Origin of the sequence: Pseudomonas mosselii (assembly GCF_003205295.1) — a bacterium.
GTDB classification, from domain to species: Bacteria; Pseudomonadota; Gammaproteobacteria; order Pseudomonadales; family Pseudomonadaceae; genus Aquipseudomonas; species Aquipseudomonas mosselii_B.
On record NZ_QJRP01000050.1, the window covers coordinates 1 to 21382 of the forward strand.

At 64.8% G+C, this 21382-nt stretch carries 18 protein-coding genes; 9 read left to right on the plus strand and 9 right to left on the minus strand.

Annotated features, from left to right (window positions below; genetic code table 11):
• Nucleotides 1-79: 79 nt before the first annotated feature.
• From DMX06_RS24660 to DMX06_RS24675, 4 genes are all read left to right on the plus strand, one after another.
• Nucleotides 80-553 carry a MarR family winged helix-turn-helix transcriptional regulator gene (locus DMX06_RS24660; protein WP_110739771.1) on the plus strand — a complete coding sequence of 158 codons (474 nt, stop codon included), beginning with the start codon at nt 80-82 and terminating at the stop codon, nt 551-553.
• 30 nt (nt 554-583) lie between these two features.
• The gene (locus DMX06_RS24665; protein WP_110739772.1) at nt 584-1777 is read left to right on the plus strand and encodes an HlyD family secretion protein; all 1194 of its coding nucleotides are present in this window, start codon (nt 584-586) and stop codon (nt 1775-1777) included.
• Nucleotides 1774-3309 (plus strand): DHA2 family efflux MFS transporter permease subunit, encoded by a 1536-nt coding sequence (locus DMX06_RS24670; protein ID WP_110739773.1) that lies wholly within the window; start codon nt 1774-1776, stop codon nt 3307-3309. Before DMX06_RS24665 ends, DMX06_RS24670 begins: the two co-directional genes overlap by 4 nt.
• Before the next feature lie 90 nt (nt 3310-3399).
• Nucleotides 3400-4146 carry an SDR family oxidoreductase gene (locus DMX06_RS24675; protein WP_110739774.1) on the plus strand — a complete coding sequence of 249 codons (747 nt, stop codon included), beginning with the start codon at nt 3400-3402 and terminating at the stop codon, nt 4144-4146.
• Between the two features lie 11 nt (nt 4147-4157).
• Here the strand turns inward: DMX06_RS24675 and DMX06_RS24680 are convergent, their stop codons facing one another.
• The 4 genes from DMX06_RS24680 to ccoG all read right to left on the minus strand — a co-directional run bounded on the left by DMX06_RS24680 (nt 4158) and on the right by ccoG (nt 11261).
• Nucleotides 4158-6209: an ATP-binding protein gene (locus tag DMX06_RS24680; RefSeq protein ID WP_110739775.1), complete on the minus strand. Its 2052-nt coding sequence runs from the start codon at nt 6207-6209 to the stop codon at nt 4158-4160.
• Nucleotides 6210-6240: 31 nt separating this feature from the next.
• Complete coding sequence (locus DMX06_RS24685) at nt 6241-8340, minus strand: PAS domain-containing sensor histidine kinase (protein ID WP_110739776.1); 2100 nt, start codon at nt 8338-8340, stop codon at nt 6241-6243.
• Nucleotides 8341-8405: 65 nt separating this feature from the next.
• Nucleotides 8406-9815 (minus strand): GntR family transcriptional regulator MpaR, encoded by a 1410-nt coding sequence (gene mapR / locus DMX06_RS24690; protein WP_110739777.1) that lies wholly within the window; start codon nt 9813-9815, stop codon nt 8406-8408.
• 39 nt (nt 9816-9854) lie between these two features.
• Nucleotides 9855-11261: a cytochrome c oxidase accessory protein CcoG gene (gene ccoG / locus DMX06_RS24695; protein ID WP_110739778.1), complete on the minus strand. Its 1407-nt coding sequence runs from the start codon at nt 11259-11261 to the stop codon at nt 9855-9857.
• Between the two features lie 424 nt (nt 11262-11685).
• Between ccoG and DMX06_RS24705 the strand changes: the two genes are divergently transcribed.
• Nucleotides 11686-12222, plus strand: coding sequence for an MgtC/SapB family protein (locus DMX06_RS24705; protein WP_258378914.1), 537 nt, complete (start codon nt 11686-11688; stop codon nt 12220-12222).
• Between the two features lie 539 nt (nt 12223-12761).
• Here the strand turns inward: DMX06_RS24705 and DMX06_RS24710 are convergent.
• The 3 genes from DMX06_RS24710 to DMX06_RS24720 all read right to left on the minus strand — a co-directional run bounded on the left by DMX06_RS24710 (nt 12762) and on the right by DMX06_RS24720 (nt 15050).
• Complete coding sequence (locus tag DMX06_RS24710; protein WP_110739781.1) at nt 12762-13661, minus strand: hydroxymethylglutaryl-CoA lyase; 900 nt, start codon at nt 13659-13661, stop codon at nt 12762-12764.
• Between the two features lie 20 nt (nt 13662-13681).
• Nucleotides 13682-14083, minus strand: a complete 402-nt coding sequence (locus DMX06_RS24715) for a MerR family transcriptional regulator (protein ID WP_028692177.1) — start codon at nt 14081-14083, stop codon at nt 13682-13684.
• Nucleotides 14084-14177: 94 nt separating this feature from the next.
• On the minus strand, nt 14178-15050 hold the full coding sequence (locus tag DMX06_RS24720) for a helix-turn-helix domain-containing protein (protein ID WP_110739782.1): 873 nt from the start codon (nt 15048-15050) through the stop codon (nt 14178-14180).
• A gap of 166 nt (nt 15051-15216) precedes the next feature.
• Between DMX06_RS24720 and pobA the strand changes: the two genes are divergently transcribed.
• Nucleotides 15217-16404: a 4-hydroxybenzoate 3-monooxygenase gene (gene pobA / locus DMX06_RS24725; RefSeq protein ID WP_110739783.1), complete on the plus strand. Its 1188-nt coding sequence runs from the start codon at nt 15217-15219 to the stop codon at nt 16402-16404.
• A gap of 50 nt (nt 16405-16454) precedes the next feature.
• Here the strand turns inward: pobA and DMX06_RS24730 are convergent, their stop codons facing one another.
• Nucleotides 16455-17099 (minus strand): ankyrin repeat domain-containing protein, encoded by a 645-nt coding sequence (locus DMX06_RS24730; RefSeq protein ID WP_110739784.1) that lies wholly within the window; start codon nt 17097-17099, stop codon nt 16455-16457.
• A 157-nt stretch (nt 17100-17256) separates the two neighbouring features.
• Between DMX06_RS24730 and DMX06_RS24735 the strand changes: the two genes are divergently transcribed.
• Nucleotides 17257-18138 (plus strand): LysR substrate-binding domain-containing protein, encoded by an 882-nt coding sequence (locus DMX06_RS24735; protein WP_110739785.1) that lies wholly within the window; start codon nt 17257-17259, stop codon nt 18136-18138.
• 17 nt (nt 18139-18155) lie between these two features.
• Here DMX06_RS24735 and DMX06_RS24740 read toward each other — a convergent pair whose 3' ends face one another.
• A complete protein-coding gene (locus DMX06_RS24740) occupies nt 18156-18884 on the minus strand; it encodes a DUF899 domain-containing protein (RefSeq protein ID WP_110739786.1) in 729 nt (242 codons plus the stop codon).
• A gap of 244 nt (nt 18885-19128) precedes the next feature.
• Between DMX06_RS24740 and DMX06_RS24745 the strand changes: the two genes are divergently transcribed.
• Nucleotides 19129-19737, plus strand: coding sequence for a transposase (locus DMX06_RS24745; protein WP_258378915.1), 609 nt, complete (start codon nt 19129-19131; stop codon nt 19735-19737).
• A gap of 35 nt (nt 19738-19772) precedes the next feature.
• The gene (locus tag DMX06_RS24750) at nt 19773-21353 is read left to right on the plus strand and encodes a ShlB/FhaC/HecB family hemolysin secretion/activation protein (RefSeq protein WP_110739788.1); all 1581 of its coding nucleotides are present in this window, start codon (nt 19773-19775) and stop codon (nt 21351-21353) included.
• The last annotated feature ends 29 nt before the right edge of the window (nt 21354-21382 follow it).

A 21382-nucleotide genomic window follows, 5' to 3' on the forward strand; every position in this document is an offset into this window, starting at 1 on the left:
CCTTTAGCCCCCTAATCAAAGCTTTGACATTCACTGCCTAAGCAGTAATATTTTCACACAATTCCTCGAGCAGACCCCGATGCCCCACTTCACCCCGGAAAACTTCCAGACCTGCGCCATCGGCATGCTGCTAGGCCGCGCCGCGCTGCTCAAGGACCGCATCCTCGACTGGCACCTCGAAGCCGACGGCGTCACCGCCGCCCAGTTCAAGGTGCTGATCATCGTCACCCAGTACCAGGTCGACACCCCGGCCGAACTGTGCCGCTACCTGGGCCTGGACAGCGGCTCTATGACCCGCATGCTCGACCGCCTCGAGCAGAAGGGCCTGATCCTGCGCAACCGCTGCCCCGACGACCGCCGCCAGGTCCGTCTGGCCCTCACAGCCGATGGCCAGCGCCTGGCCGACCGCCTGCCCCTGGTTGGCGCGGCGGCAATGAACGAACTGGTCGGCGTGCTGCAGCCCGAGGAACTCAAGACCCTCGAGCAACTGCTCGCCAAGGTCCTGCTCAACGCCGGCGACCCCCTGACGATCCGCCGCTTCGGCGATCGTTGATCCCTGCCACGCATCTTCCAAGGTATTGTCATGGCCACTCCCGCTGACACCTCCACTCCGACCCCCGCGCCTGACAACACGCGCAAGCGCAAGGTCTGGCTGCTTGCCCTGTTGCTGATACTGGTCCTCGCCGGTGCTGGCACCTGGGCCTGGTACAGCCTGGTCGGGCGCTGGCACGAAAGCACCGACGACGCCTACGTCAACGGCAACGTCGTGGAGATCACCCCGCTGGTGACCGGCACCGTCACCAGCATCGGCGCCGATGATGGCGACCTGGTTCATGCCGGCCAGGTACTGCTGCAATTCGACCCGGCCGACAGTGAGGTCGCCCTGCAGTCCGCCGAGGCCAAGCTGGCACGCACCGTGCGCCAGGTACGCGGGCTGTACAGCAACGTCGACTCGCTCAAGGCGCAACTGCAGACCCGCCAGGCCGAGTTGCAGAAGGCCCAGCAGGACTACAACCGGCGCAAGGTGCTGGCCGACAGCGGCGCTATCGCCGCCGAGGAAGTCGCCCACTCCCGCGATGACCTGACCGTGGCCCAGGCCGCCGTCAACAGCGCCCGTCAACAGCTCAACACCAGCACCGCGCTGGTCGACGACACCGTGGTGTCCTCGCATCCGGAAGTGATGGCCGCCGCAGCAGACCTGCGCCAGGCCTACCTCGACCATGCCCGAACCACGCTGGTGGCGCCGGTGACCGGCTATGTCGCCAAACGCACCGTGCAACTGGGCCAGCGCCTGCAACCGGGCACCACAACCATGGCGGTGATCCCGCTGGACGAGGTGTGGATCGACGCCAACTTCAAGGAAACCCAGTTGCGCGACATGCGCATCGGCCAGCCGGTGGAGATCACCGCCGACCTTTATGGCAGTGAAGTCAGGTACACCGGTACAGTCGACAGCCTCGGTGCGGGCACCGGCAGCGCCTTCGCCCTGTTGCCGGCGCAGAACGCCACCGGCAACTGGATCAAGATCGTCCAGCGCGTACCGGTGCGTATCCACCTCGACCCCGAGCAGTTGAAGGCACATCCGCTGCGCATCGGCCTGTCCACCGTCACCGAGGTCGACCTGCACGACCAGAGCGGCCCGGCCCTGGCCCAGCAGCCGCCGCAACAGGCCAGCTACACCACCCAAGTGTATGACCGCCAGCTGGTCGAGGCCGACAACCTGATCGCCCGGCTGATCCACGAGAACAGCGCCACCGGCAAGACGGCCCAGCGATGAGCCAGGCGGCCCCCGCGCAGTTCACCCCGCCAAGCCTGCTGCTGACCACCATCGGCTTGTCGCTGGCGACCTTCATGCAGGTGCTCGACACCACCATCGCCAACGTGGCGTTGCCGACCATTTCCGGCAACCTCGGGGTGAGCTCGGAGCAGGGCACCTGGGTGATCACCTCGTTCGCGGTGAGCAACGCCATCGCCTTGCCCTTGACCGGCTGGCTGAGCCGGCGCTTCGGCGAGGTGAAGCTGTTCATCTGGGCCACGCTGCTGTTCGTGCTGGCCTCGTTCCTGTGCGGTATCGCCCAGTCGATGCCTGAGCTGGTGTTTTTCCGCGTGCTCCAGGGCGTGGTGGCCGGCCCGCTGTACCCGATGACCCAGACCCTGCTGATCGCGGTGTACCCGCCGGCGAAACGGGGGATGGCCCTGGCGTTGCTGGCGATGGTCACGGTGGTGGCGCCGATCGCCGGGCCGATCCTCGGCGGCTGGATCACCGACAGCTACAGCTGGCCATGGATCTTCTTCATCAACGTGCCGATCGGCCTGTTCGCCGCCGCCGTGGTGCGCCAGCAGATGCGCACGCGGCCGGTGGTCACCAGTCGCCAGCCAATGGACTACATCGGCCTGCTGACTCTGATTGTCGGTGTCGGCGCGTTGCAGGTGGTGCTGGACAAGGGCAACGACCTGGACTGGTTCGAGTCGTCGTTCATCGTCATCGGTACGCTGATTTCGGTGGTGTTCCTGGCGGTGTTCGTCATCTGGGAACTGACCGACCGCCATCCAGTGGTCAACCTGCGTTTGTTCGTGCACCGAAACTTTCGCATCGGCACCCTGGTGCTGGTGGGCGGGTACGCAGGGTTCTTCGGCATCAACCTGATCCTGCCGCAATGGCTGCAGACCCAGATGGGCTACACCGCGACCTGGGCCGGCCTTGCGGTGGCACCGATCGGCCTGCTGCCGGTGCTCATGTCGCCCTTTGTCGGCAAGTACGCCCACCGCTTCGACCTGCGCGTGCTCGCCGGCATCGCTTTCCTGGCGATCGGCACTAGCTGCTACATGCGCGCCGGCTTCACCAACGAGGTGGACTTCCTGCATATCGCCCTGGTGCAGCTGTTCATGGGCATCGGCGTGGCGCTGTTCTTCATGCCGACCCTGAGCATCCTGCTGTCAGACCTGCCGCCGCACCAGATTGCCGACGGTTCGGGGCTGGCCACTTTCTTGCGAACGCTGGGTGGTAGCTTCGCCGCGTCGCTGACTACCTGGATCTGGATCCGCCGGGCCGACCAGCACCACGCCTACCTGAGCGAACACATCAGCAGCTTCGATCCGGCCACCCGGCAGACCCTGGAGCAGTTGGGCGGGGCAAGTGCGCAGAATTACGCGAAGCTGGAGCAGATCCTCAACAGCCAGGCCTACATGATGTCGACGGTGGACTACTTCACCTTGCTCACCTGGGTGTTTGCCGGCTTGATCCTGCTGGTGTGGCTGGCCAAGCCACCGTTCACCGCCAAGGCCGGTCCGGCTTCGGCGGGACACTGAACCGATGACCCTGTCCGCGAGATCCCAGGTTTTCAAATGATGGCATTTCCCCTAATCTCGTAGGTCTTTTCCTGACTACTTGGCAGACTCATGGACAAGGTCATCGTCATTACCGGCGCTAGCCGGGGCATTGGCGCCGCCACTGCGTTGCTGGCGGCGCAACAGGGTTACCGCATCTGCATCAACTACCACGCAGACGACCAGGCCGCCGAGGCGATGCTGGCGCAGGTGCGTGCGCTGGGCGCCGAGGCGATCGCCGTGCGCGCCGACGTCAGCGTCGAGGACGAGGTGGTGCGGCTGTTCCAATGTGTCGACCAGGAGCTCGGACCGGTTGCCGCGCTGGTCAACAACGCCGGCACCATCGGTCAGCAGAGTCGCGTCGAGGACATGTCAGAGTTCCGCCTGCTCAAGGTGATGAAGACCAACGTGGTCGGTCCGATCCTCTGTGCCAAGCACGCCATGCTGCGCATGGCCCGCCGCCATGGCGGGCAGGGTGGGGCGATCGTCAACGTGTCGTCGATGGCCGCCCGGTTGGGCTCGCCCAACGAGTACGTCGACTATGCCGCTTCCAAGGGAGCCCTGGACACCTTCACCGTGGGTCTGGCCAGGGAGGTGGCGGGCGAGGGCGTGAGGGTCAACGGAGTACGGCCGGGCTACATCCACACCGGCTTCCATGCCCTGAGCGGCGACCCGGATCGCGTCAGCAAGCTCGAGCCGGGCCTGCCGATGGGGCGTGGTGGCCAGCCCGAGGAAGTGGCCGAGGCGATCCTGTGGTTACTGTCGGACAAGGCGTCCTATGCAACTGGTACCTTCATCGACCTGAGCGGAGGGCGCTAAGGTCATCAGCATCACCCGTGCAGCAAAAGCTCGACCTGATCCGCCAGCCTTTCGAGATCGAAGGGCTTGGTCAGCACGCGGCTATCTGCTGGCAGCGGTCCATCCTCGAGCACGGCATTGGCATCGTAGCCGGTGATGAACAGCACCGGCATTGAAGGCAGGCGCTTGCGCATGGCCTGGGCGACCTGGCGGCCATTCATGCCCCCGGGCAGGCCGATGTCGGTGATCAGCAGGTCGAACGTCAGCTCTGCCTCGAGTGCTGCGGGTCCGGTGGCATAGCCATCGATCTGGTGCCCCAGCTCTTCGAGCACTTCGGTAATCACCAGGCGCAAGGCAGCTTGGTCCTCGACCAGCAATATTCGCTTGCCGGGGCCGCGCGCAGACGGCGATGACATGCCCCTTGCAGGCGCAGGCTGGGCAACGGCGTCATGCCTGGGCAGGTAGAGGTGGACGCAGGTGCCTTCGCCTGTCTGGGAGCTGATCTGCAGTTGCCCGCCTGACTGGCGAACGAATCCATAGACCATGGACAGGCCCAGCCCGGTGCTCTGCCCCTGGGGCTTGGTGGTGAAGAAGGGCTCGGTCGCGCGATCGATCACCTCTGCCGGCATTCCTCGGCCGGTGTCGCCGACACTCAGGCGCAGGTAGAGGCCGGGAGGGAGATCCAGTGACTGGGCAGAATCCTGTGTCACTTCCAGCGTGACGCAGCGGATGTCGATGCGACCGCCGCCAGGCATGGCGTCTCGGGCATTGATGCACAAGTTGAGCAGGGCGCTTTCCAGTTGCGGTGGATCGATGAATACCGTGCCGTTTTCCTGTTCGAAATCGCTGTGCACCTCGATGGCCGGGCCGACGCTGCGGCTGATCAGGTCTTCCATGCCCGCTACCAGCGTGCTCAGGCGAGTTGTCTGGGGCTGCAGGGTCTGGCGGCGGGAGAATGCCAGCAGGCGCTGCACCAGCGTGGCAGCCCGCTGGGCGGATTCGCAGGCGCTGTTCAACAAAGGCGTGATGTCGGTGTAGCGGGCCTTCTGCAGCCGTTGACGTATCAACTCCTGGGCGCCGAGTATGCCACCGAGCAGGTTGTTGAAGTCATGGGCGATGCCGCCGGTGAGCTGGCCCACGGCTTCCATCTTCTGTACCTGGCGCAGTGCTTCCTCGGTCTCGAGCAGCCGCTGCTGCTTGTTGACCTGGCGGGTGATGTCGTAGACGAACAGGTAGGCACCCACAATCCCACCGGTGATGTCACGCAAGGGGGTGAAGCGCAGTTCGAAATGCCGTCTGGCATTGCCGCGACCGTATTCGATCACTTCGGTATAGCTTTCGCCGGACAATGCCCTGTGCCATAGCGCCACCGATCGTGCGCATTCCTCGGGGAATCCCTCCAGGCGTTCGAGCAGGCTGTCGCCTGCCTTGATTGTGCGTCCGAACAGGTACTCGAAATCCCTGACTGCGCGGGCATTGACCGCGAGGAGGCGCAACGCGGTGTCCACCACATGCACCCGGGCGATACAGTGCTCGACCAGCTCGGCGAACAGGCTGCGTTCGGCCAGGACGGCGGTTACCTGATGCTCGAGGTGGTCGTTCAGTTGTTGCAGCGCAGTTTCGGCGCGACGTCGCTCGGTGACATCCTTGAACAACACCGCTACCTGGTGTTTCTCGGCGGGTTCGATACGGAATGTGGTGACCGACAGCACCCGCCCGGTGGCGACCAGTTCCTGTTCGAACTGCAAGGGCTCACCGGTGCGCAGTACCTGGCCATAGCGGGCCACCCAGTCATCGGCCTCCTCTGGCACCATTTCGCGCAGTTTCTGTCCGGCCACGTTGGGAATCCCGGCATGGCGGGCGTAGGCGGCGTTGGCGAGGATATGGACGTAGTCGCTCAGCGGGCCGTGTGGGCCGTCGAAGAATTCGATGACGCAGAAGCCTTCGTCCATCGTGTCGAAGAGAAAGCGAAACAGGTCCGGATCATGCCGGGGTGGGTTTGCCAGTTCGGCCTCCAGCAAGCTGTTGCGCTGGCGTAGGCGTTCAACTTCCAGGCGCAGGGACTGCAGTTCGCGCGAGGGCATGCGGGCATCCGTCGAGGAGGGGTCAGCTACGCTAATCGCCTGCTGGTGTGCTTGTCCAGTCACCCCGTTCAAGGCCTTGCGCGGGCCTGCTTCGCGCGGCGATCAGCAACTCCTCGACTCTGCCGGTCAGGAGTGTGAGTTCGAAGGGTTTGTGCAACAGGGCGATTGTCGGCGAGCCTGAAATCCGACTGTTGTCGATGGCGCCATCGTAACCGGTGATAAAGAGGGTGGGTACATGCTCATCAATGGCCCAGCAGGCATTTGCGACCTGGTAGCCATCGATATCTCCCGGCAGCCCGATATCCACCACCAGCAGGCCTGGCCGAGTACCTTCGGCCAGAGCACGCAGGGCCTTGTGGCCGTCCTCGAAGTCCTGCACCTGAAAACCGTGTTCCTCCAGGACTTCCCGTATCACCAGGCGTAATGTCGGTTGATCCTCCACCAGCAGAATGAGCGACTGTCCAGCGCTCGAGGGTTTGATCATCTGCTCAGTGTCATCGGCCTCAGACGCCGAGCCTGGCCGCACTCGCGGCAGATACAGGTGGATACAGGTACCGAGCCCTGGCGAGCTGTCGATGCTCAGTTGGCCGGCTGACTGGCGTACGAAGCCGTAGGCCATGGACAGGCCCAACCCGGTACCTTGCCCCAGGGGCTTGGTGGTGAAGAAGGGTTCGGCGGCACGCGCGCTGATTTCCTGGGTCATGCCGCAGCCGCTATCCTCGACCTGAATATGCAGATACTGCCCTGCGGGGAGCTGAAGAGCTGCCGCTTGCGATGCATCCATCTGGCAATTGGCACTGCTGATGCGCAAGGTGCCACCCTGGGCCATGGCGTCCCGGGCGTTGATGCACAGGTTGAGCAGGGTGCCTTCCAGCTGGGATGGGTCGACGCGGACTAGCCATTGGCCGGCGAGCGTGGCATCGACGTACTCGATATGTCTGTCGAGGGAGCTGTGGATCAGGTCGTGCATGTCGGCCACCAGGTGGTGCACATCCACCGGCTGCGGCACCAGCGCCTGCTGGCGGGCAAAGGCCAGCAGGCGCTGGACCAGGGCAGTGGCACGCGAGGTGTTCTGCCGGGCAATGCCGAGCATGTGCCTGCTGTCCTGCTGACGCCCCTGCGTCATACGCTTGTCTGCCAGCTCCAGTGCGCCGAGGATGCCGCCGAGCAGGTTGTTGAAGTCATGGGCAATGCCACCGGTCAATTGGCCGATGGCTTCCATCTTCTGTGACTGGCGCAGGGCTTCCTCGGCCTGGCTCAGGCGCTCCTGCTCCAGCACGCGACTGGTGATGTCGTAGGCGAACAGATAACCACCACATATCCGGCCTTCGGCATCGCGCAGCGGGTTGTAGCGCATTTCGTAGTGGCGCGGGGCATCGTGCGGGCCGATGCTGACCATTTCGATGAATGACTCGCCGGCGATCACCCGCGGCCAGAGCGGTTGAAGCGTTTCCATGATCTGCGGTTGGCTGGCCAGGATCGCCCGGACATGGTCGCCAACCTTGGGTGAAATGCCATGCAGCCGCTCGAAGGTTTCCCGGGCCGTGCGGTTGATCGCCACCAGGCGCAGACTACAGTCTGCGGCAAACACGTTGGCCAGGCTGTGGTCCACCAGTTCGCCGAGCAATCTGCTGTTGGTTTCGGCCCTGTCCATGCGCTTCTCCGCCTGCTCGTACAGAAGGTCTCGCGCTTGTTGGCTGGCAGGGACCCCGGTAAACAGTACGGCCACGCGCCTGTCACTGGCCCGGCCCAGGCGATGGGCCGAGATGGTGAGCAGACGGTCGCTGATCTTCAGGCGTTGCTCGAAATGGGTCGACTGCCCGGTGCGCAGTACCTCGGCGAAACGGGGCACCCAGGCGTCGGCCTCGTCGGGGATGAGTTCGCGCACCGTCTGCCCCATCTGCTTGTCGTGGCCGGTGTGGCGCAGGCAGGCGTCGTTGCTGAGGATATAGCGGTAATCGCTCAGCGGTCCCTGGGGGCCATCGAGCAGTTCCAGCACACAAAACCCTTCGGCCATGTGTGCACTCAGCATCGCGAAACAGGCTCGTTCGAGATCATGCCTGGCGAGCTGTGCCTCAAGCTCGCCGATACGGGCCTGCAGCTGCTCGTTTGATGCTGGGTAGTCTGGCATGGGCGGGATCCAGGCAAAGTGCTGCGAAACTATAGCCGTTCCACCTGTCTACCGCCATTGCCGGACTAGAACGAGCGCACGATCCGCCCCAAGGTCTCCATGGCCTGTTCCGCGCCATCGCCCCAGGGGCTGCCGTAGTTCAGGCGGATGCAGTTGCCGAAGCGCCGGGTCGGCGAGAAGATCGGTCCGGGCGCAATGCTGATGCCCTGGGCCAGGGCCATGTGGAACAGCTTCAGGGCGTCCATCTGCTCGGGCAGCTCCAGCCACAGGAAGTAGCCACCGGAAGGTTGGCTGACCCGGGTCTGCGCCGGGAAGTGGCGGGCGATGGCGGCCAGCATGTTGGCCTGCTGGCCTTCCAGGGCATAGCGCAGCTTGCGCAGGTGACGATCATAGCCGCCGTGCTGCAGGTAGTCGGCGATCGCCGCCTGGGCTGGCATCGAGGCGCACAGCGAGGTCATCAGCTTGAGGCGCTCGATCTTCTGCGCGAAGCGTCCGGCCGCCACCCAACCAATCCGGTAGCCGGGGGCCAGACTCTTGGCGAACGAACCGCAGTGCATCACCAGCCCGTCGGTGTCGAACGCCTTGGCCGGCTTCGGCGCCTGCTGCGAGTAGTACAGCTCGGCGTAGACGTCGTCCTCGATCAGCGGCACCTGGTGGCGACGCAGCAGCTCGACCAGTTCCTGCTTCTTGGCCTCCGGCATGCTGGCGCCCACCGGGTTCTGGAAGTTGGTCATGCACCATACGGCCTTGACCGGGTGTTTCTCCAGGGTCTGGGCCAGCACGCCAAGGTCCATGCCCTCGCGCGGGTGTACCGGAATTTCCACCGCCTTGAGCTTGAGGCGCTCGAGCACCTGCAGGCAGGCGTAGAAGGCCGGAGCCTCGATGGCCACCAGGTCGCCGGGCTGGGTGACGGCCTGCAGGCAGAGATTCAGCGCCTCCAGGGCGCCGTTGGTGATCAGCAGTTCCTCCATCGGCAACATCAGCCCGGCGACCATATAGCGCAGGGCGATCTGCCGGCGCAGCTGCGGGTTGCCCGGCGACAGGTCGGTGACCACCATGCGCGGGTCCATGGCGCGGCTGGCGCTGGCCAGCGAGCGTGACAGGCGCTGCAGGGGGAACAGGGTCGGGCTGGGGAATGCCGAGCCGAATGGCACGGTGTGCGGATCCTTGATCGAGTCGAGGATCGAGAACACCAGGCCGCTGACATCCACATCGGTGGACTCGCTGGCCGGCGCCTGGGGCTGCGGCTCGCTGAACGGGCGTGGCGCATGGGCGTTGACGAAGTAGCCCGAGCGCGGCCGGGCGCGAATCAGGCCGCGCCGCTCCAGCAGGTAGTAGGCCTGGAACACCGTGGACGGGCTGACCCCGTGGGTCTGGCTGGCGTAGCGTACCGAAGGCACCCGCTGGCCGGGGCCAAGTACCCCGGAGCGGATCAGTTCGGCAATGTCGTCGGCGAATCGTTCGTAGCGTTTCATTATGGTCTGGGCAGGCAAGGTGGTGGTCAGTGTAGGGGATCAGCGATTCATCGGTGCGACGAAACGGCTGTTCGCGGTGCTGCGGATCCCCGGCTGGTCGCTGTCCTGGATCTCGAACGTCAACACCTGGGAACTGCTGCTCGGGCGGTCGGCGAGCATCGCCACCGACACCGGCAGTTCGCTCATCTCGCCGGCGTCGAGGGTGAACTCGGTGCGCCCGTGCAGCTCGAAGCCTTCGGCGTCCACCAGGCGCAGGCGGTAGTGCTGCGGTTCCTGGGTCTTGTTGATGATCTTGAGCAGGTAGATGTTCTCGATCTGGCCCAGGGCGTTCTCGCGGAACAGGCCCCGGTCCTTGATCACATCCATCGACACCATCGGACGCATCTGCAGGGCAACCACCAGGGCGCCGATCATCACCGTCAGCGCCGCGGCGTAACCCAGCAGGCGAGGGCGCAGCCAGTGGGTCTTGCCGCCTTGCAGGTTATGCTCGGACTTGTAGCCGATCAGGCCACGGGCGTAGTTCATCTTGTCCATCACCTCGTCGCAGGCGTCGATACAGGCGGCGCAACCGATGCAGGCCATCTGCAAACCCTCGCGAATGTCGATGCCGGTGGGGCAGACCTGCACGCACAGGGTGCAGTCGATGCAGTCGCCCAGGCCCTGGCTGCGTGGGTCGCTGCCTTTCTTGCGCGGGCCGCGGGCCTCGCCGCGGCTGGGGTCGTAGGCCACCGCCAGGGTGTCCTTGTCGAACATCACGCTCTGGAAACGCGCATAGGGGCACATATGCATGCACACCGCCTCGCGCAGCCAGCCGGCGTTAAGGTAGGTGGCACCAGTGAAGAACAGGATCCAGAACAGCGCCACGCCACCCAGCTCGAAGCTCAGCAGCTCGGCGGCCAGCGGGCGGATCGGGGTGAAGTAGCCGACGAAGGTCAGCCCGGTGAGCAGGCCGATGGCCAGCCACAGGCCATGCTTGAGGCTGCGCCGGGCGACTTTCTCGACGCCCCAGGGCGCGGCGGCCAGCTTGATACGCTGGTTGCGGTCGCCTTCGGCGATCTTCTCGCACCACATGAACAGCCAGGTCCAGGTGCTCTGCGGGCAGCTGTAGCCGCACCAGACGCGACCGGCGAACACGGTGATGGCGAACAGACCGAAGGCGCAGATGATCAGCAACGCCGACAGCAGGATGAAATCCTGCGGCCAGAAGGTCGCGCCGAAGATGTGGAACTTGCTTTCGGCCAGGTCCCACAGCACGGCCTGGCGGTCGCCCCACTGCAACCAGGCGGTGCCGAAGAACAGCACGAACAGCAGTCCGGCGAAGGCGATCCGCAGGTTGCGGTAGAAGCCGGTGAAGCTGCGGGTATGGATGCCACCGGCCACCTGGCTTTTGCTCTTGTTGGCGGCGGGGACAACCTCGATGACTCGGAAGGGGATTCTATCGCTCATGGTTCATCGCTCATCAGGCCTCGATCAGGCCAGGGCACTATGGCCCTCGATCTGTTTTCAGCACAGGCCCAGATATTGAGATAAAAACCATATCAGATGTTTAGCTGATTAGCTCAGGCCTTGGGTTTAGCAGCCTTGAGCCATTAGTTGCAGATGCCTGCGGCTATCCACCGCACCTTGGTCGCAGCGTGCTTGGGGCCGTTGGGCGGGGTGCAAGGCACGAGGTGCTTGTGCCGCGGTCATCTGTAGAGATCGCACAGGGAAACACACCCTGTGGGAGCGGGTTTACCCGCGAAGAATCCAAAGAGGTGGATGGCACCGGCTGCGCCGGTGTTCGCGGCGGTCCGATAAACCCACTCCCACAGGGGCGCGAACTGCGCGACAGGCGATCTTCCACAAGGATCGGGGACACCGGAGGCAAGCGATGGACACATTCTGGCATGCGATGCTCGAGGCCTTGCACAGCGAGTTCGCCGATGTAACCGACGAGCGCGAAATCGCCCGTATCCTGATCCGCCTGCTGATGGCGGCCCTGCTGGGGGCTGTGTTGGGCTTCGAGCGCGAGAGCAAGGGCAAGGCGGCCGGGGTACGCACCCACATGCTGGTGTCGATGGGGGCGGCGTTGTTCGTGCTGGCACCGAGCATGGCCGGCGCCGACGAGCAGGCGTTGAGCCGGGTGATCCAAGGCATCGTCGCCGGCATTGGCTTTCTCGGGGCGGGCACGATTCTCAAGGGCAACGGCCAGGATGCCAGCCACGTCAAGGGCCTGACCACCGCGGCGGGGCTGTGGATGACCGCGGCCATCGGCACCGCCGCAGGCATGGGGCGCGAGGCCACGGCGTTGGTCAGCACTGTGATGGCACTGCTGGTGCTGGCCAGCATGCCGCTGCTGGTGGACAAGGTCGAGGGCGAGGTGCGGGAGAAGAAGGGCGGGGAGGACGAGGAAGGCAGGAAGCACTGAGGGGAGCCGAAGCTCCCCTCATAAGCGTTGTTGCCTGCTCTTTTCTTATTATTGGAGACGGGCCTGTTATTGTTTTTGTCGGCGGTTGTCTCTGCATTGCGGGGCCCCCAACCGGGGCCAAGAGCAAACGTATTTTTTTGAGCGCTGACCTGCGTTCATGCAACGTGATCCAACCTTGACTGCCGCTACCTTGGAGGTAGTTTTATTGTTCTGTGTCAGGCTGCGGGGGCGGAACCCCTGGAAAGCACGTCGACTCCAAAAAAATCTGCTTGCTACGCCTCTGCCGTGTTGTTCTTGTTATGTCAGAGCCGTTTACTGTTGTTTTTATTGGGTATCGCGTTTTTTGTTCTTGTTATGCCAAAAGATATAGCAGGTGGCGTGCCAACTTTTTAAAATTCTTTAAATTCAATGGGTTGAGCGTTTTCGTTAGAAAACTGGCACGTGAAATTCTGTCGAATTGTTTCCCTGTTACCCGATTTTTTTCTGCAAAGCGTGTAGGCGGTAACACTCCGCCCACACCTGTGTGACAACCGTATGACTCAGCGCACGCCACGTGCCCGCGCCACCCGCGAACCGGTAGCACGCCCGAGCACTTCGCTGATGCGCAGGCCGGCGGCGATTAGCTTGTCCAGGTCGATCCCGGTCTCGATGCCCAGCCCCTGCATCAGGTACACCACGTCTTCGCTGGCGACGTTACCGGTGGCACCCTTGGCGTACGGGCAACCGCCGAGGCCCGCCACCGAGCTGTCGAATACGCTGATGCCCTCCAGCAGGCCAGCATAGACGTTGGCCAAGGCCTGGCCATAGGTGTCGTGGAAGTGTCCGGCAAGCTGCTCGCGGGGTACCTGGGCCGCGACCACTTCGAACAGACGGCGGGTGTCACCGGCGGTGCCGGTGCCGATGGTGTCGCCCAGCGACACCTCGTAGCAGCCCATGTCGTGCAGGGCGCGGGCCACCGGCGCGACCTGCTCGGCGCTGATACGCCCCTCGTAGGGGCAGCCGAGCACGCAGGACACATAGCCGCGCACCCGCACACCCTGGCTGCGGGCGGCGTCCATGATCGGCTCGAAGCGCTTGAGGCTGTCACTGATCGAGCAGTTGATGTTGCGCTGCGAGAAGGCTTCCGAGGCCGCCGCGAACACCGCCACCTCCTTCACCCCGGCGGCCAGGGCATCCTCGAAACCGCGCAGGTTGGGCGCCAGGGCCGCGTAGGTGACCCCTTCGCGCTGGCGGATACCGGCAAACACCTCGGCAGAGCCGGCCATCTGCGGCACCCACTTGGGCGAGACGAAACTGCCCACTTCTATATAGCCGAGCCCGGCGTCGGTGAGGTCGTCCACCAGCCGCACCTTGTCGGCGACGCTGATGGGCTGGGCTTCGTTCTGCAGGCCGTCGCGGGGGCCGACTTCGACCAGGCGGACATTCTTGGGCAATGACATGGCGGGCTTCCTGTGGCGGATCAACGGTGGGGGTGCGACGGGTTCAGGGTGGCAGCCAGGGCCTGCTCGCAGCGCTCCTGGGCGGTGTCCAACTCCAGGTGCATCTGCTGGATGTCGAGCATCTGCTGTTCGAGCTGGGCGCGGCGTTCGGCGATCTTGGCCAGCATGCTGGTGAGCTGCTTCTGGTTGCCGCTGGTGGGGTCGTAGAGTTCGATCAGCTCCCGGCACTCGGCCAGCGAGAAGCCGATGCGTTTGCCCCGCAGGATCAGCTTGAGGGTGACCTTGTCGCGTGCCGAGTAGATGCGCTCCAGGCCACGGCGCTCAGGGCTGAGCAGGCCCTGTTCCTCGTAGAAGCGGATGGCGCGGGTGGTGATGTCCAGCTCGCGGGACAGGTCGGAGATGCTGTAGGTCTGGCTGCTCATGCTTGGGCTCGGGGGAGGGAATGCGAGTAACCTAATGCCAGGTTGACGTATACGTCAAGCAAGCCGTGGGCCAGCGCCAGGTAAAGAACCTCGCTCACGTACTGACCGACCTGCGGTAGTCCTTGGGCGCCCGGCCGTCGAGCCGCTTGAAGAACCGCGCAAAGTAGGTCGGATCGCTGAACCCCAGGCTGTCGGACAACTGGCCGATGCTCATGCGGGTATACGCCAGGTTGCGCCTCGCCTCGAGCAACAGGCGCTGGTGGATCACCTGCAACGCGGATTGCCCGGCCAGCGCTCGGCACAGCTGGTTCAACTGCAGGCTGGTGATGCCCAGCCGGCTGGCGAAAATATCCACCGCCAAATGCTCGCGGTAATGTGCCTCGACCAGGCGCAGGTAACGCCCCAGCAGCTGCTGGTCCCGCTCGTCCTGGTTACGCGCGGGCAACGCCTGCTGCTGGCGATTGATCCAGACCATCAGCGCGGTGACCAGCGCCTGCAGCATGGGGCCTCGCGCCGGCGCGCTGCCCTGATACTCCTGCTGCAGCGTGTCGATCAGCCCGTGCAGGCGCAAACGGTCCTGGCCCAGCGGGTAACAGCGGGCGGCTGTCAGCACGCTCAAGGGAGCGCCGAGGCGCTGTTCCAGATCCACCACCAGGGCAGTGCCGAAGGTCAGCACGTGCCCCTGGATATCGGCGCTGAAGCGAAAGCCATGCACGGTGAGCGGCGGCACCACCTGGATCGCCGCCTCGCGAATCACCCGGCGCTCGCCCTCGATCTCCACCTGGGCCTCGCCCCGCTGCACATAAAGAAGCTGGAACAGTTCGGCATGCCGATGCGGCTTGATTTCCCAATGGTGCAGGCGGCTGCGCGCGGGGATCGATTCGCAGTGCAGCAGGTCGGTGTCCGGCCAGGCGTGGTGTTCGCCGTACAGCTGGAACAGCGGGATGCCGGGAAGAGGGGGGTGCATGAGGCGTTGTCCGTTAATCGAACGAATTTTGCAAAAGTGCAGGTTATGCCACGGAAATAGCACGTTTTGCGCAATATTCGTCAGTAAAAATACAAGTGCAAATCCTAACAGCAGATGTGCGGCCACTGCCAGTACCGGCCGGCATCGTCATCGCGAGACAACAACAATGAAGACTCAGGTTGCAATCATCGGCGCCGGCCCCTCCGGCCTGCTGCTGGGCCAGCTGCTGCACCGTGCGGGTATCGACACGCTGATCGTCGAACGCCAGACCCCGGACTATGTGTTGGGGCGCATCCGCGCCGGGGTGCTCGAGCAAGGCACGGTCGATCTGCTGCGCGAGGCCGGGGTGGCCGAGCGCATGGACCGCGAAGGGCTGGTTCACGAAGGTGTCGAACTGCTGGTCAATGGTCGTCGCCAACGCCTGGACCTCAAGGCGCTGACCGGTGGCAAGACGGTGATGGTGTACGGCCAGACCGAGGTCACCCGTGACCTGATGCAGGCGCGCCAGGCCAGCGCGGCGCCGATCATCTATTCGGCGGAGAATGTTCGGCCTCATGCCATCGACAGCGAGCGGCCTTACCTCACCTTCGACAAGGACGGCTGCGAGCACCGCGTCGAATGCGACTACATCGCCGGCTGCGACGGCTTCCATGGTGTGGCCCGACAGAGCATCCCGGCCGAGGTGCTGAAGGTGTACGAGCGGGTCTACCCATTCGGCTGGCTGGGGCTGCTGGCCGACACCCCGCCGGTCAACCACGAGCTGATCTACGCCCATCATGAGCGTGGCTTCGTCTTGTGCAGCCAGCGCTCGCAGACCCGCAGCCGCTATTACCTGCAGGTGCCCTTGCAGGAACGGGTGGAGGACTGGCCAGACGCGCGCTTCTGGGATGAGCTCAAGGCGCGCCTGCCGGCGGAGGTGGCCGGGCAACTGGTCACGGGGCCTGCGCTGGAGAAAAGCATCGCGCCGCTGCGCAGTCATGTGCTCGAGCCCATGCAGCATGGCCGGTTGTTCCTGGTGGGCGACGCCGCCCATATCGTCCCGCCCACCGGAGCCAAGGGCCTGAACCTGGCGGCATCGGACGTCAACTATCTGTACCGGATCCTGCTCAAGGTATACCGCGAAGGGCGCACCGACCTGCTCGCCGAATACTCGCCCCTGGCCTTGCGACGGGTGTGGAAGGGCGAGCGTTTCAGCTGGTTCATGACCCGGCTGCTGCATGACTTCGGCGAGCATCAGGATGATTGGGACCGCAAGATGCAGGAGGCGGACCGTGAGTATTATCTTGGCTCGCAGGCCGGCCTTGCCAATATTGCCGAGAACTATGTCGGGCTGCCGTTCGAGGCCGTGGAATAGAACAGGGGGGGACCGCTTTGCGGTCCAATCGCCGGCAGCGGCGCCAGGTTCTACTGCTCCAAGAGCGTCACCATCTCCCGGTATCCGCGCTGGCGGGCATGCTCCAGCGCGGTCACGCCATCCTTGTCGGCGATCCGCGGATCTGCCCCGGCCGCCAGCAGCCGGCGTACGATCTCCACATGCCGAGGGCCGCCATCGCCGAGGATCACCGCCTCCAGCAGTGCAGTCCAGTGCAGGCGGTTGAGGTGGTCGACATCGACGCCGGCATCAATCAGCAGTTGCACGGTCTCGACATGGCCACGCTCGGCGGCCGGGATCAGCGCGGTGCCGCCGTAGCGGTTGGTGCTCTTGAGGTCGGCGCCATGGGCCAGGGTCAGGCGCAGGATGTCGTTCAGCCCGCGTGCGCCGGCATACAGGTAGGGGCTGTCGTTGATGTTGTCCTTGGCGTTGACGTCGGCCCCGGCCTCGACCAGCACCTTGGCCACATCCAGCTGGTTGGCATGGGTGGCCACCAGCAGCGCGGTCTGGCCCTGGTCGTTGCGGGTATCTGGCTGGGCGCCGCGGTCGAGCAACTGGCGCACGACAGGCGCGTCGCCCCGGCGGGCGGCATCGAGCAAGGGGGCGTTCATGGCTGGGGTCTCGGCATGGGTGGCAAGGCTCAGGCTCAACAGCAAGGCGGCGAACGGCAGGCGCATGGTCAAAGGTTCCTGATGTGGCGAAAGGTCATGCTAGTGTCCTGTGGTTGTAGCAGAAGTGAATTATCCGCCTGGGTCCCAGTGTATTTGCGCATGTTGCCGGGCACCGGTGCCCATGGTAGAAGTCAGGCTTGCCATTCAGAAGTCGAATACCGAGATGTCTTCCAGCGTAAAACCGAATAGGGCCCTGTTCGACCTCGACCTGTTGCGCGCCATCGTCGTGGTGGCCGATTGCGGCAGCTTCACCACTGCCGCCGCACGCCTGCATTCCACCCAGTCGACCATCAGCCAGAAGGTCCGCCGCCTCGAGGACATGGTCGGCCATCGCCTGCTGGTACGTGGCAACCGCGACGTGCTGCCCACCGATGCCGGGCAGACCTTGCTCGGTTACGCCCGGCACATGCTGGCCCTCAACGACCAGATGCTCGAAGCCCTGGCCGGGGCCATGGTCGGGGTCACCGTGCGCCTCGGCGTGCCGGAGGACTTCGTCGGCGGGCGCACCACCAACGCGTTGTCCGCGTTCAGCCGGCGCCACCCGCAGGTCAAGCTGGAGGTCACCAGCGGCTTGTGCCGCGACCTCAGCCAGGCCTACGACAACGGCGAGCTCGACCTGGTATTGCTCAAGCAGCGGCGCAACAGCCGTGAAGGGGTGGCCTGCTGGCCGGAACGACTGCAGTGGATCGATAGCGCGCGCACGCCGTCCTTCGAACTCGACCCGATTCCGCTGGTGACCTTCCCGCCGCGCGGGCTGTACCGTGACGACATGATCAGCGCGATCGAAGGCATGGGCCGGCGCTGGCGCATCAGCTTCACCAGCTCCAGCCTCAGCGGGATCCAGGCGGCGGTGGCCGACGGCATGGGCATCAGCCTGCTGCCACCCCGGGCGGCGCTGGGCGAGCACCGGGTGCTGGGTACCGGGCAGGGGCTGCCGGAGGTGGACAGCTACGAGATCGTGATCGTGCACCGGCCAACGGCGGACGCGATGGTCAAGGCGCTGGCCGAGGTGCTGACCGGGTTGCTGGCGGTGCAGGCGATCTGACACCGCCAGCGAGACGATCAGTCCCCGCAGCAGTGTGGCTTGTCCTGCGCCCCTTCATAGCGATCATGATGCCGCACCCAATCCATCGTCCCTTCTTCGTTGCGCCCCAGGGGGGCCAGGTCGAGGAAGTTGTAGGCATTGACCAGGATGTCCAGCCCCCGGGCATAGGTGGAGTAGGTGTGGTACAGGCTGCCGTCGATATCCCGGTAGAACGCGCTCAGCCCGGGCAGCTCCGCCTCGTCGCCGGTATAGGCCTCGTAGTTGTACTCGGCGCTGCCATCGGTGGCGACACTGACCCCGAAGTCCTGGTTGAAGGCGCTGCCGTGCGAGGAGTACCACGGGAACTGCCAGCCCATGCGCTGGCGGAACGCCTGGAACTCGGCAGAGGGCGCCCGTGACACCGCAACCAGCGACACGTCATGGTGGGCCAGGTGCAGGTTGGCGCCGTCGAAGTGATCGGCGAGGAAGGAGCAGCCCGGGCAGCCTTCGCTCCAGCCCTCGGCGAACATGAAGTGATAGACCAGCAGCTGGCTGCGCCCGGCGAACAGCTCGGCCAGGCCCAGCTCACCGTGTGGGCCCTGGAAACGATAGTCCTGCTCCACCCGCACCCAGGGCAAGGCGCGGCGGGCGGCGGCAAGTTCATCGCGTTGATGGGTGAAGGCTTTCTCGTGCAACCAGAGTTGCCGGCGGGCGGCGAGCCACTGGCTGCGCGTGACCACGGCATGCTTGGGGGTGGAATGGCTCATGGGCGTGACTCCACGCTTGGGGTTCACCCAGTGGTCGAATGGGGGAGCGGACATTCGACGCTGGATTTCCCGTTGCCGACCAATGGTTGCTCCACCATCCCGAAGCCGTCCTTGATGAACCTTTCATGACAAAACTTCGGTAGCAAACCGCCACCCCCGTCAAAGCCATGGATACCGACAAGGCATCTGGCCATCAGGCCGATCGAGCCTTGAGGAATGGCCTGGGAGCGGGGCGATGGGGACTATGGAACGCTACACGAAAGTGGGAATGCAGGAGCTCGACCAGCGCCTGGCGAAGATCGTCGAGGCTGCGCGCAAGCAGCCGGTCTCGGTCTACCGCTACGGCGCGCCCTGGGTATGGATCGTCTCCCAGGAAGACTGGCAGGGCGCCCTGCGCGAGGTGGCCAGTTGCGTGCCCCCCGGGCACTCGCTGGCGCTGCTCAAGCCGCGCATCGAGGCCTTGCTGGACGAGCACCAGAACGCGCTGGCGCTGCTGGCCGAGCAGCACGGCATGATCATCGCCCCGCATACGCTCATGCATGTGCTGCTGCTGCAACTGCTGTATTCGGTGCCCAGCGAGAAGCAGCTCTACGAGCAGCTCAACTACAACCTGCTGTTCCGCTGGTTCGCCGGCCTGGAACTGAAATCGCGGATGTGGAACTTCAGTCTGTTCAGCCATGACCTCGGCGTGCTGTTGGGCAGCGCCATGGCCGTGTCGCTGTTGCAGCGCATGGTCGACGAGGTGCTCGGCGCAAGCCTGCAGACCATGCCCGAGTTCAGCCTCAACCTGGCCCTGCTGCACAGCTGGCTGGCACGTCACCAAGGTCAGGCCACGCCTGACGCAAACCACTAGAAACCCAACGAATTCCTGGCGCTCAAGGGGGCGGTGTGGAGCATTTTTTCTTCAAGCGATGCGGCGTGGGCGCAGGGCTGCTGTCGTGCCTGTTGGCGGGCAACGTGGCCGCGGACGAGGCGCAGCGCCGGGTCGAGATCAATGAATACGTGGTGCGCGGCAATACCGTGCTCGACGCCCAGGCCATCGAAGAGGCGGTCTATCCCTACCTGGGGCCGGACAAGACCCTGGCCGACCTCGAAGGCGCCCGCGAGGCCCTGCAGAAAAGCTACCAGGCCCGTGGCTACCAGTCGGTGTTCGTCGAGCTGCCCGAGCAGAAGGTCGAAGGCGGCGTGGTCTACCTGCAGGTGAGCGAAACCAAGGTCGGCCGGGTGCGGGTGGTGGGCGCCAAGCATTACTCGCCACTGGAGATTCGCGAGCAGGTTCCGGCGCTGGAGGAGGGCAAGGTGCCCGACTTCGCCCAGGTGCAGGACGAGCTGGCCACGCTCAATCGCACCCCAGGCCGGCAGGTCATGCCGCTGGTGCGCGAAGGCCAGCGCCCGGGCACCATGGACGTCGACCTGCAGGTCGAGGACAAGCAGCCCTGGAACCTGAGCCTGGGCCTGAACAACGACCACAGCGCCGATACCGAGAAGCTGCGCAGCGTCGTCAGCCTGGGCTACAACAACCTCTGGCAGGCCGGCCACAGCGTCTCGCTGACCTGGTTCACCGCGCCCCAGGACCGCGACAACGCCGAGGTCTGGTCCGGCTCCTACGCCGCGCCCCTGAACGAGCGCTGGACCGTGCAGTTCTCCGGCTACCACTCCGACAGCAACGTCGCCACGGTGGGTGGCACCAACGTCCTGGGCAAGGGCCATTCCTACGGCATTTCGGCGATCTACAACCTGCCGGGCGTCGGCGCCTGGGCCAACGCCCTGTCGATCGGCGTGGACTTCAAGGACTTCGACGAGCAGGTCGGCCTGGGCGGCAGCAGCGACAAGGTCCCGCTCAAGTATGCCCCGATCTCCCTGGGCTACACCGGCTACCGCTTCACCGAACAGGACCAGCTGAGCCTGGGCCTGAGCCTGGTGGCCGGCACCCGCAGCCTGCTGGGCTATGGCAGCGACGACACCGAGTTCGACTACAAGCGCTACCGCGCCGACTCCAGCTTCGCCGCGCTCAAGGGCGACGGCAGCTACACCTTCGACTTCGCAGGCTCCTGGCAGAGCGCCTCGAAGCTGGCCTTCCAGCTGGCCTCGGGGCCACTGGTGTCGAATGAACAGTTCGCCGCCGGCGGCGCCACCTCGGTGCGCGGTTACCTGGCCGCCGAGCGCACCGGGGACGACGGCGTGCTGTTCTCCCAGGAGCTGCGCACCCCGTCCATCGGCCGCTACGTCGGCAGCTACATCAGCGACTGGCGCTTCTACCTGTTCGCCGAAGGCGCCCGACTGCGCCTGCAGGACGCGCTGCCCGAGCAGGACGACAGCTACAGCTTGGCGAGTGTCGGCATCGGCACCCGCGCCACGCTCAACGACTGGCTGTCCGGCAGCGTCGACTGGGCGGTACCGCTCAAGGACGGCCCCAACACCGACAAGAACGCTTCCCGTGTGCACTTCAGCGTGCAGGCGACTTTCTGAACTCACTGACCGGCATCGACCTGGAGACC

Excerpts from the sequence above, each read along its gene's own strand:
- DMX06_RS24745 (WP_258378915.1), top strand. The coding sequence starts at position 19,129 with ATGGAACGCTACACGAAAGTGGGAATGCAGGAGCTCGACCAGCGCCTG.
- mapR (WP_110739777.1), bottom strand. The coding sequence starts at position 9,815 with ATGAAACGCTACGAACGATTCGCCGACGACATTGCCGAACTGATCCGC.
- DMX06_RS24730 (WP_110739784.1), bottom strand. The coding sequence starts at position 17,099 with ATGCGCCTGCCGTTCGCCGCCTTGCTGTTGAGCCTGAGCCTTGCCACC.
- DMX06_RS24740 (WP_110739786.1), bottom strand. The coding sequence starts at position 18,884 with ATGAGCCATTCCACCCCCAAGCATGCCGTGGTCACGCGCAGCCAGTGG.
- DMX06_RS24720 (WP_110739782.1), bottom strand. The coding sequence starts at position 15,050 with ATGCACCCCCCTCTTCCCGGCATCCCGCTGTTCCAGCTGTACGGCGAA.
- DMX06_RS24665 (WP_110739772.1), top strand. The coding sequence starts at position 584 with ATGGCCACTCCCGCTGACACCTCCACTCCGACCCCCGCGCCTGACAAC.
- ccoG (WP_110739778.1), bottom strand. The coding sequence starts at position 11,261 with ATGAGCGATAGAATCCCCTTCCGAGTCATCGAGGTTGTCCCCGCCGCC.
- DMX06_RS24670 (WP_110739773.1), top strand. The coding sequence starts at position 1,774 with ATGAGCCAGGCGGCCCCCGCGCAGTTCACCCCGCCAAGCCTGCTGCTG.
- pobA (WP_110739783.1), top strand. The coding sequence starts at position 15,217 with ATGAAGACTCAGGTTGCAATCATCGGCGCCGGCCCCTCCGGCCTGCTG.
- DMX06_RS24685 (WP_110739776.1), bottom strand. The coding sequence starts at position 8,340 with ATGCCAGACTACCCAGCATCAAACGAGCAGCTGCAGGCCCGTATCGGC.
- DMX06_RS24680 (WP_110739775.1), bottom strand. The coding sequence starts at position 6,209 with ATGCCCTCGCGCGAACTGCAGTCCCTGCGCCTGGAAGTTGAACGCCTA.
- DMX06_RS24675 (WP_110739774.1), top strand. The coding sequence starts at position 3,400 with ATGGACAAGGTCATCGTCATTACCGGCGCTAGCCGGGGCATTGGCGCC.
- DMX06_RS24715 (WP_028692177.1), bottom strand. The coding sequence starts at position 14,083 with ATGAGCAGCCAGACCTACAGCATCTCCGACCTGTCCCGCGAGCTGGAC.
- DMX06_RS24705 (WP_258378914.1), top strand. The coding sequence starts at position 11,686 with ATGGACACATTCTGGCATGCGATGCTCGAGGCCTTGCACAGCGAGTTC.
- DMX06_RS24710 (WP_110739781.1), bottom strand. The coding sequence starts at position 13,661 with ATGTCATTGCCCAAGAATGTCCGCCTGGTCGAAGTCGGCCCCCGCGAC.
- DMX06_RS24735 (WP_110739785.1), top strand. The coding sequence starts at position 17,257 with ATGTCTTCCAGCGTAAAACCGAATAGGGCCCTGTTCGACCTCGACCTG.
- DMX06_RS24660 (WP_110739771.1), top strand. The coding sequence starts at position 80 with ATGCCCCACTTCACCCCGGAAAACTTCCAGACCTGCGCCATCGGCATG.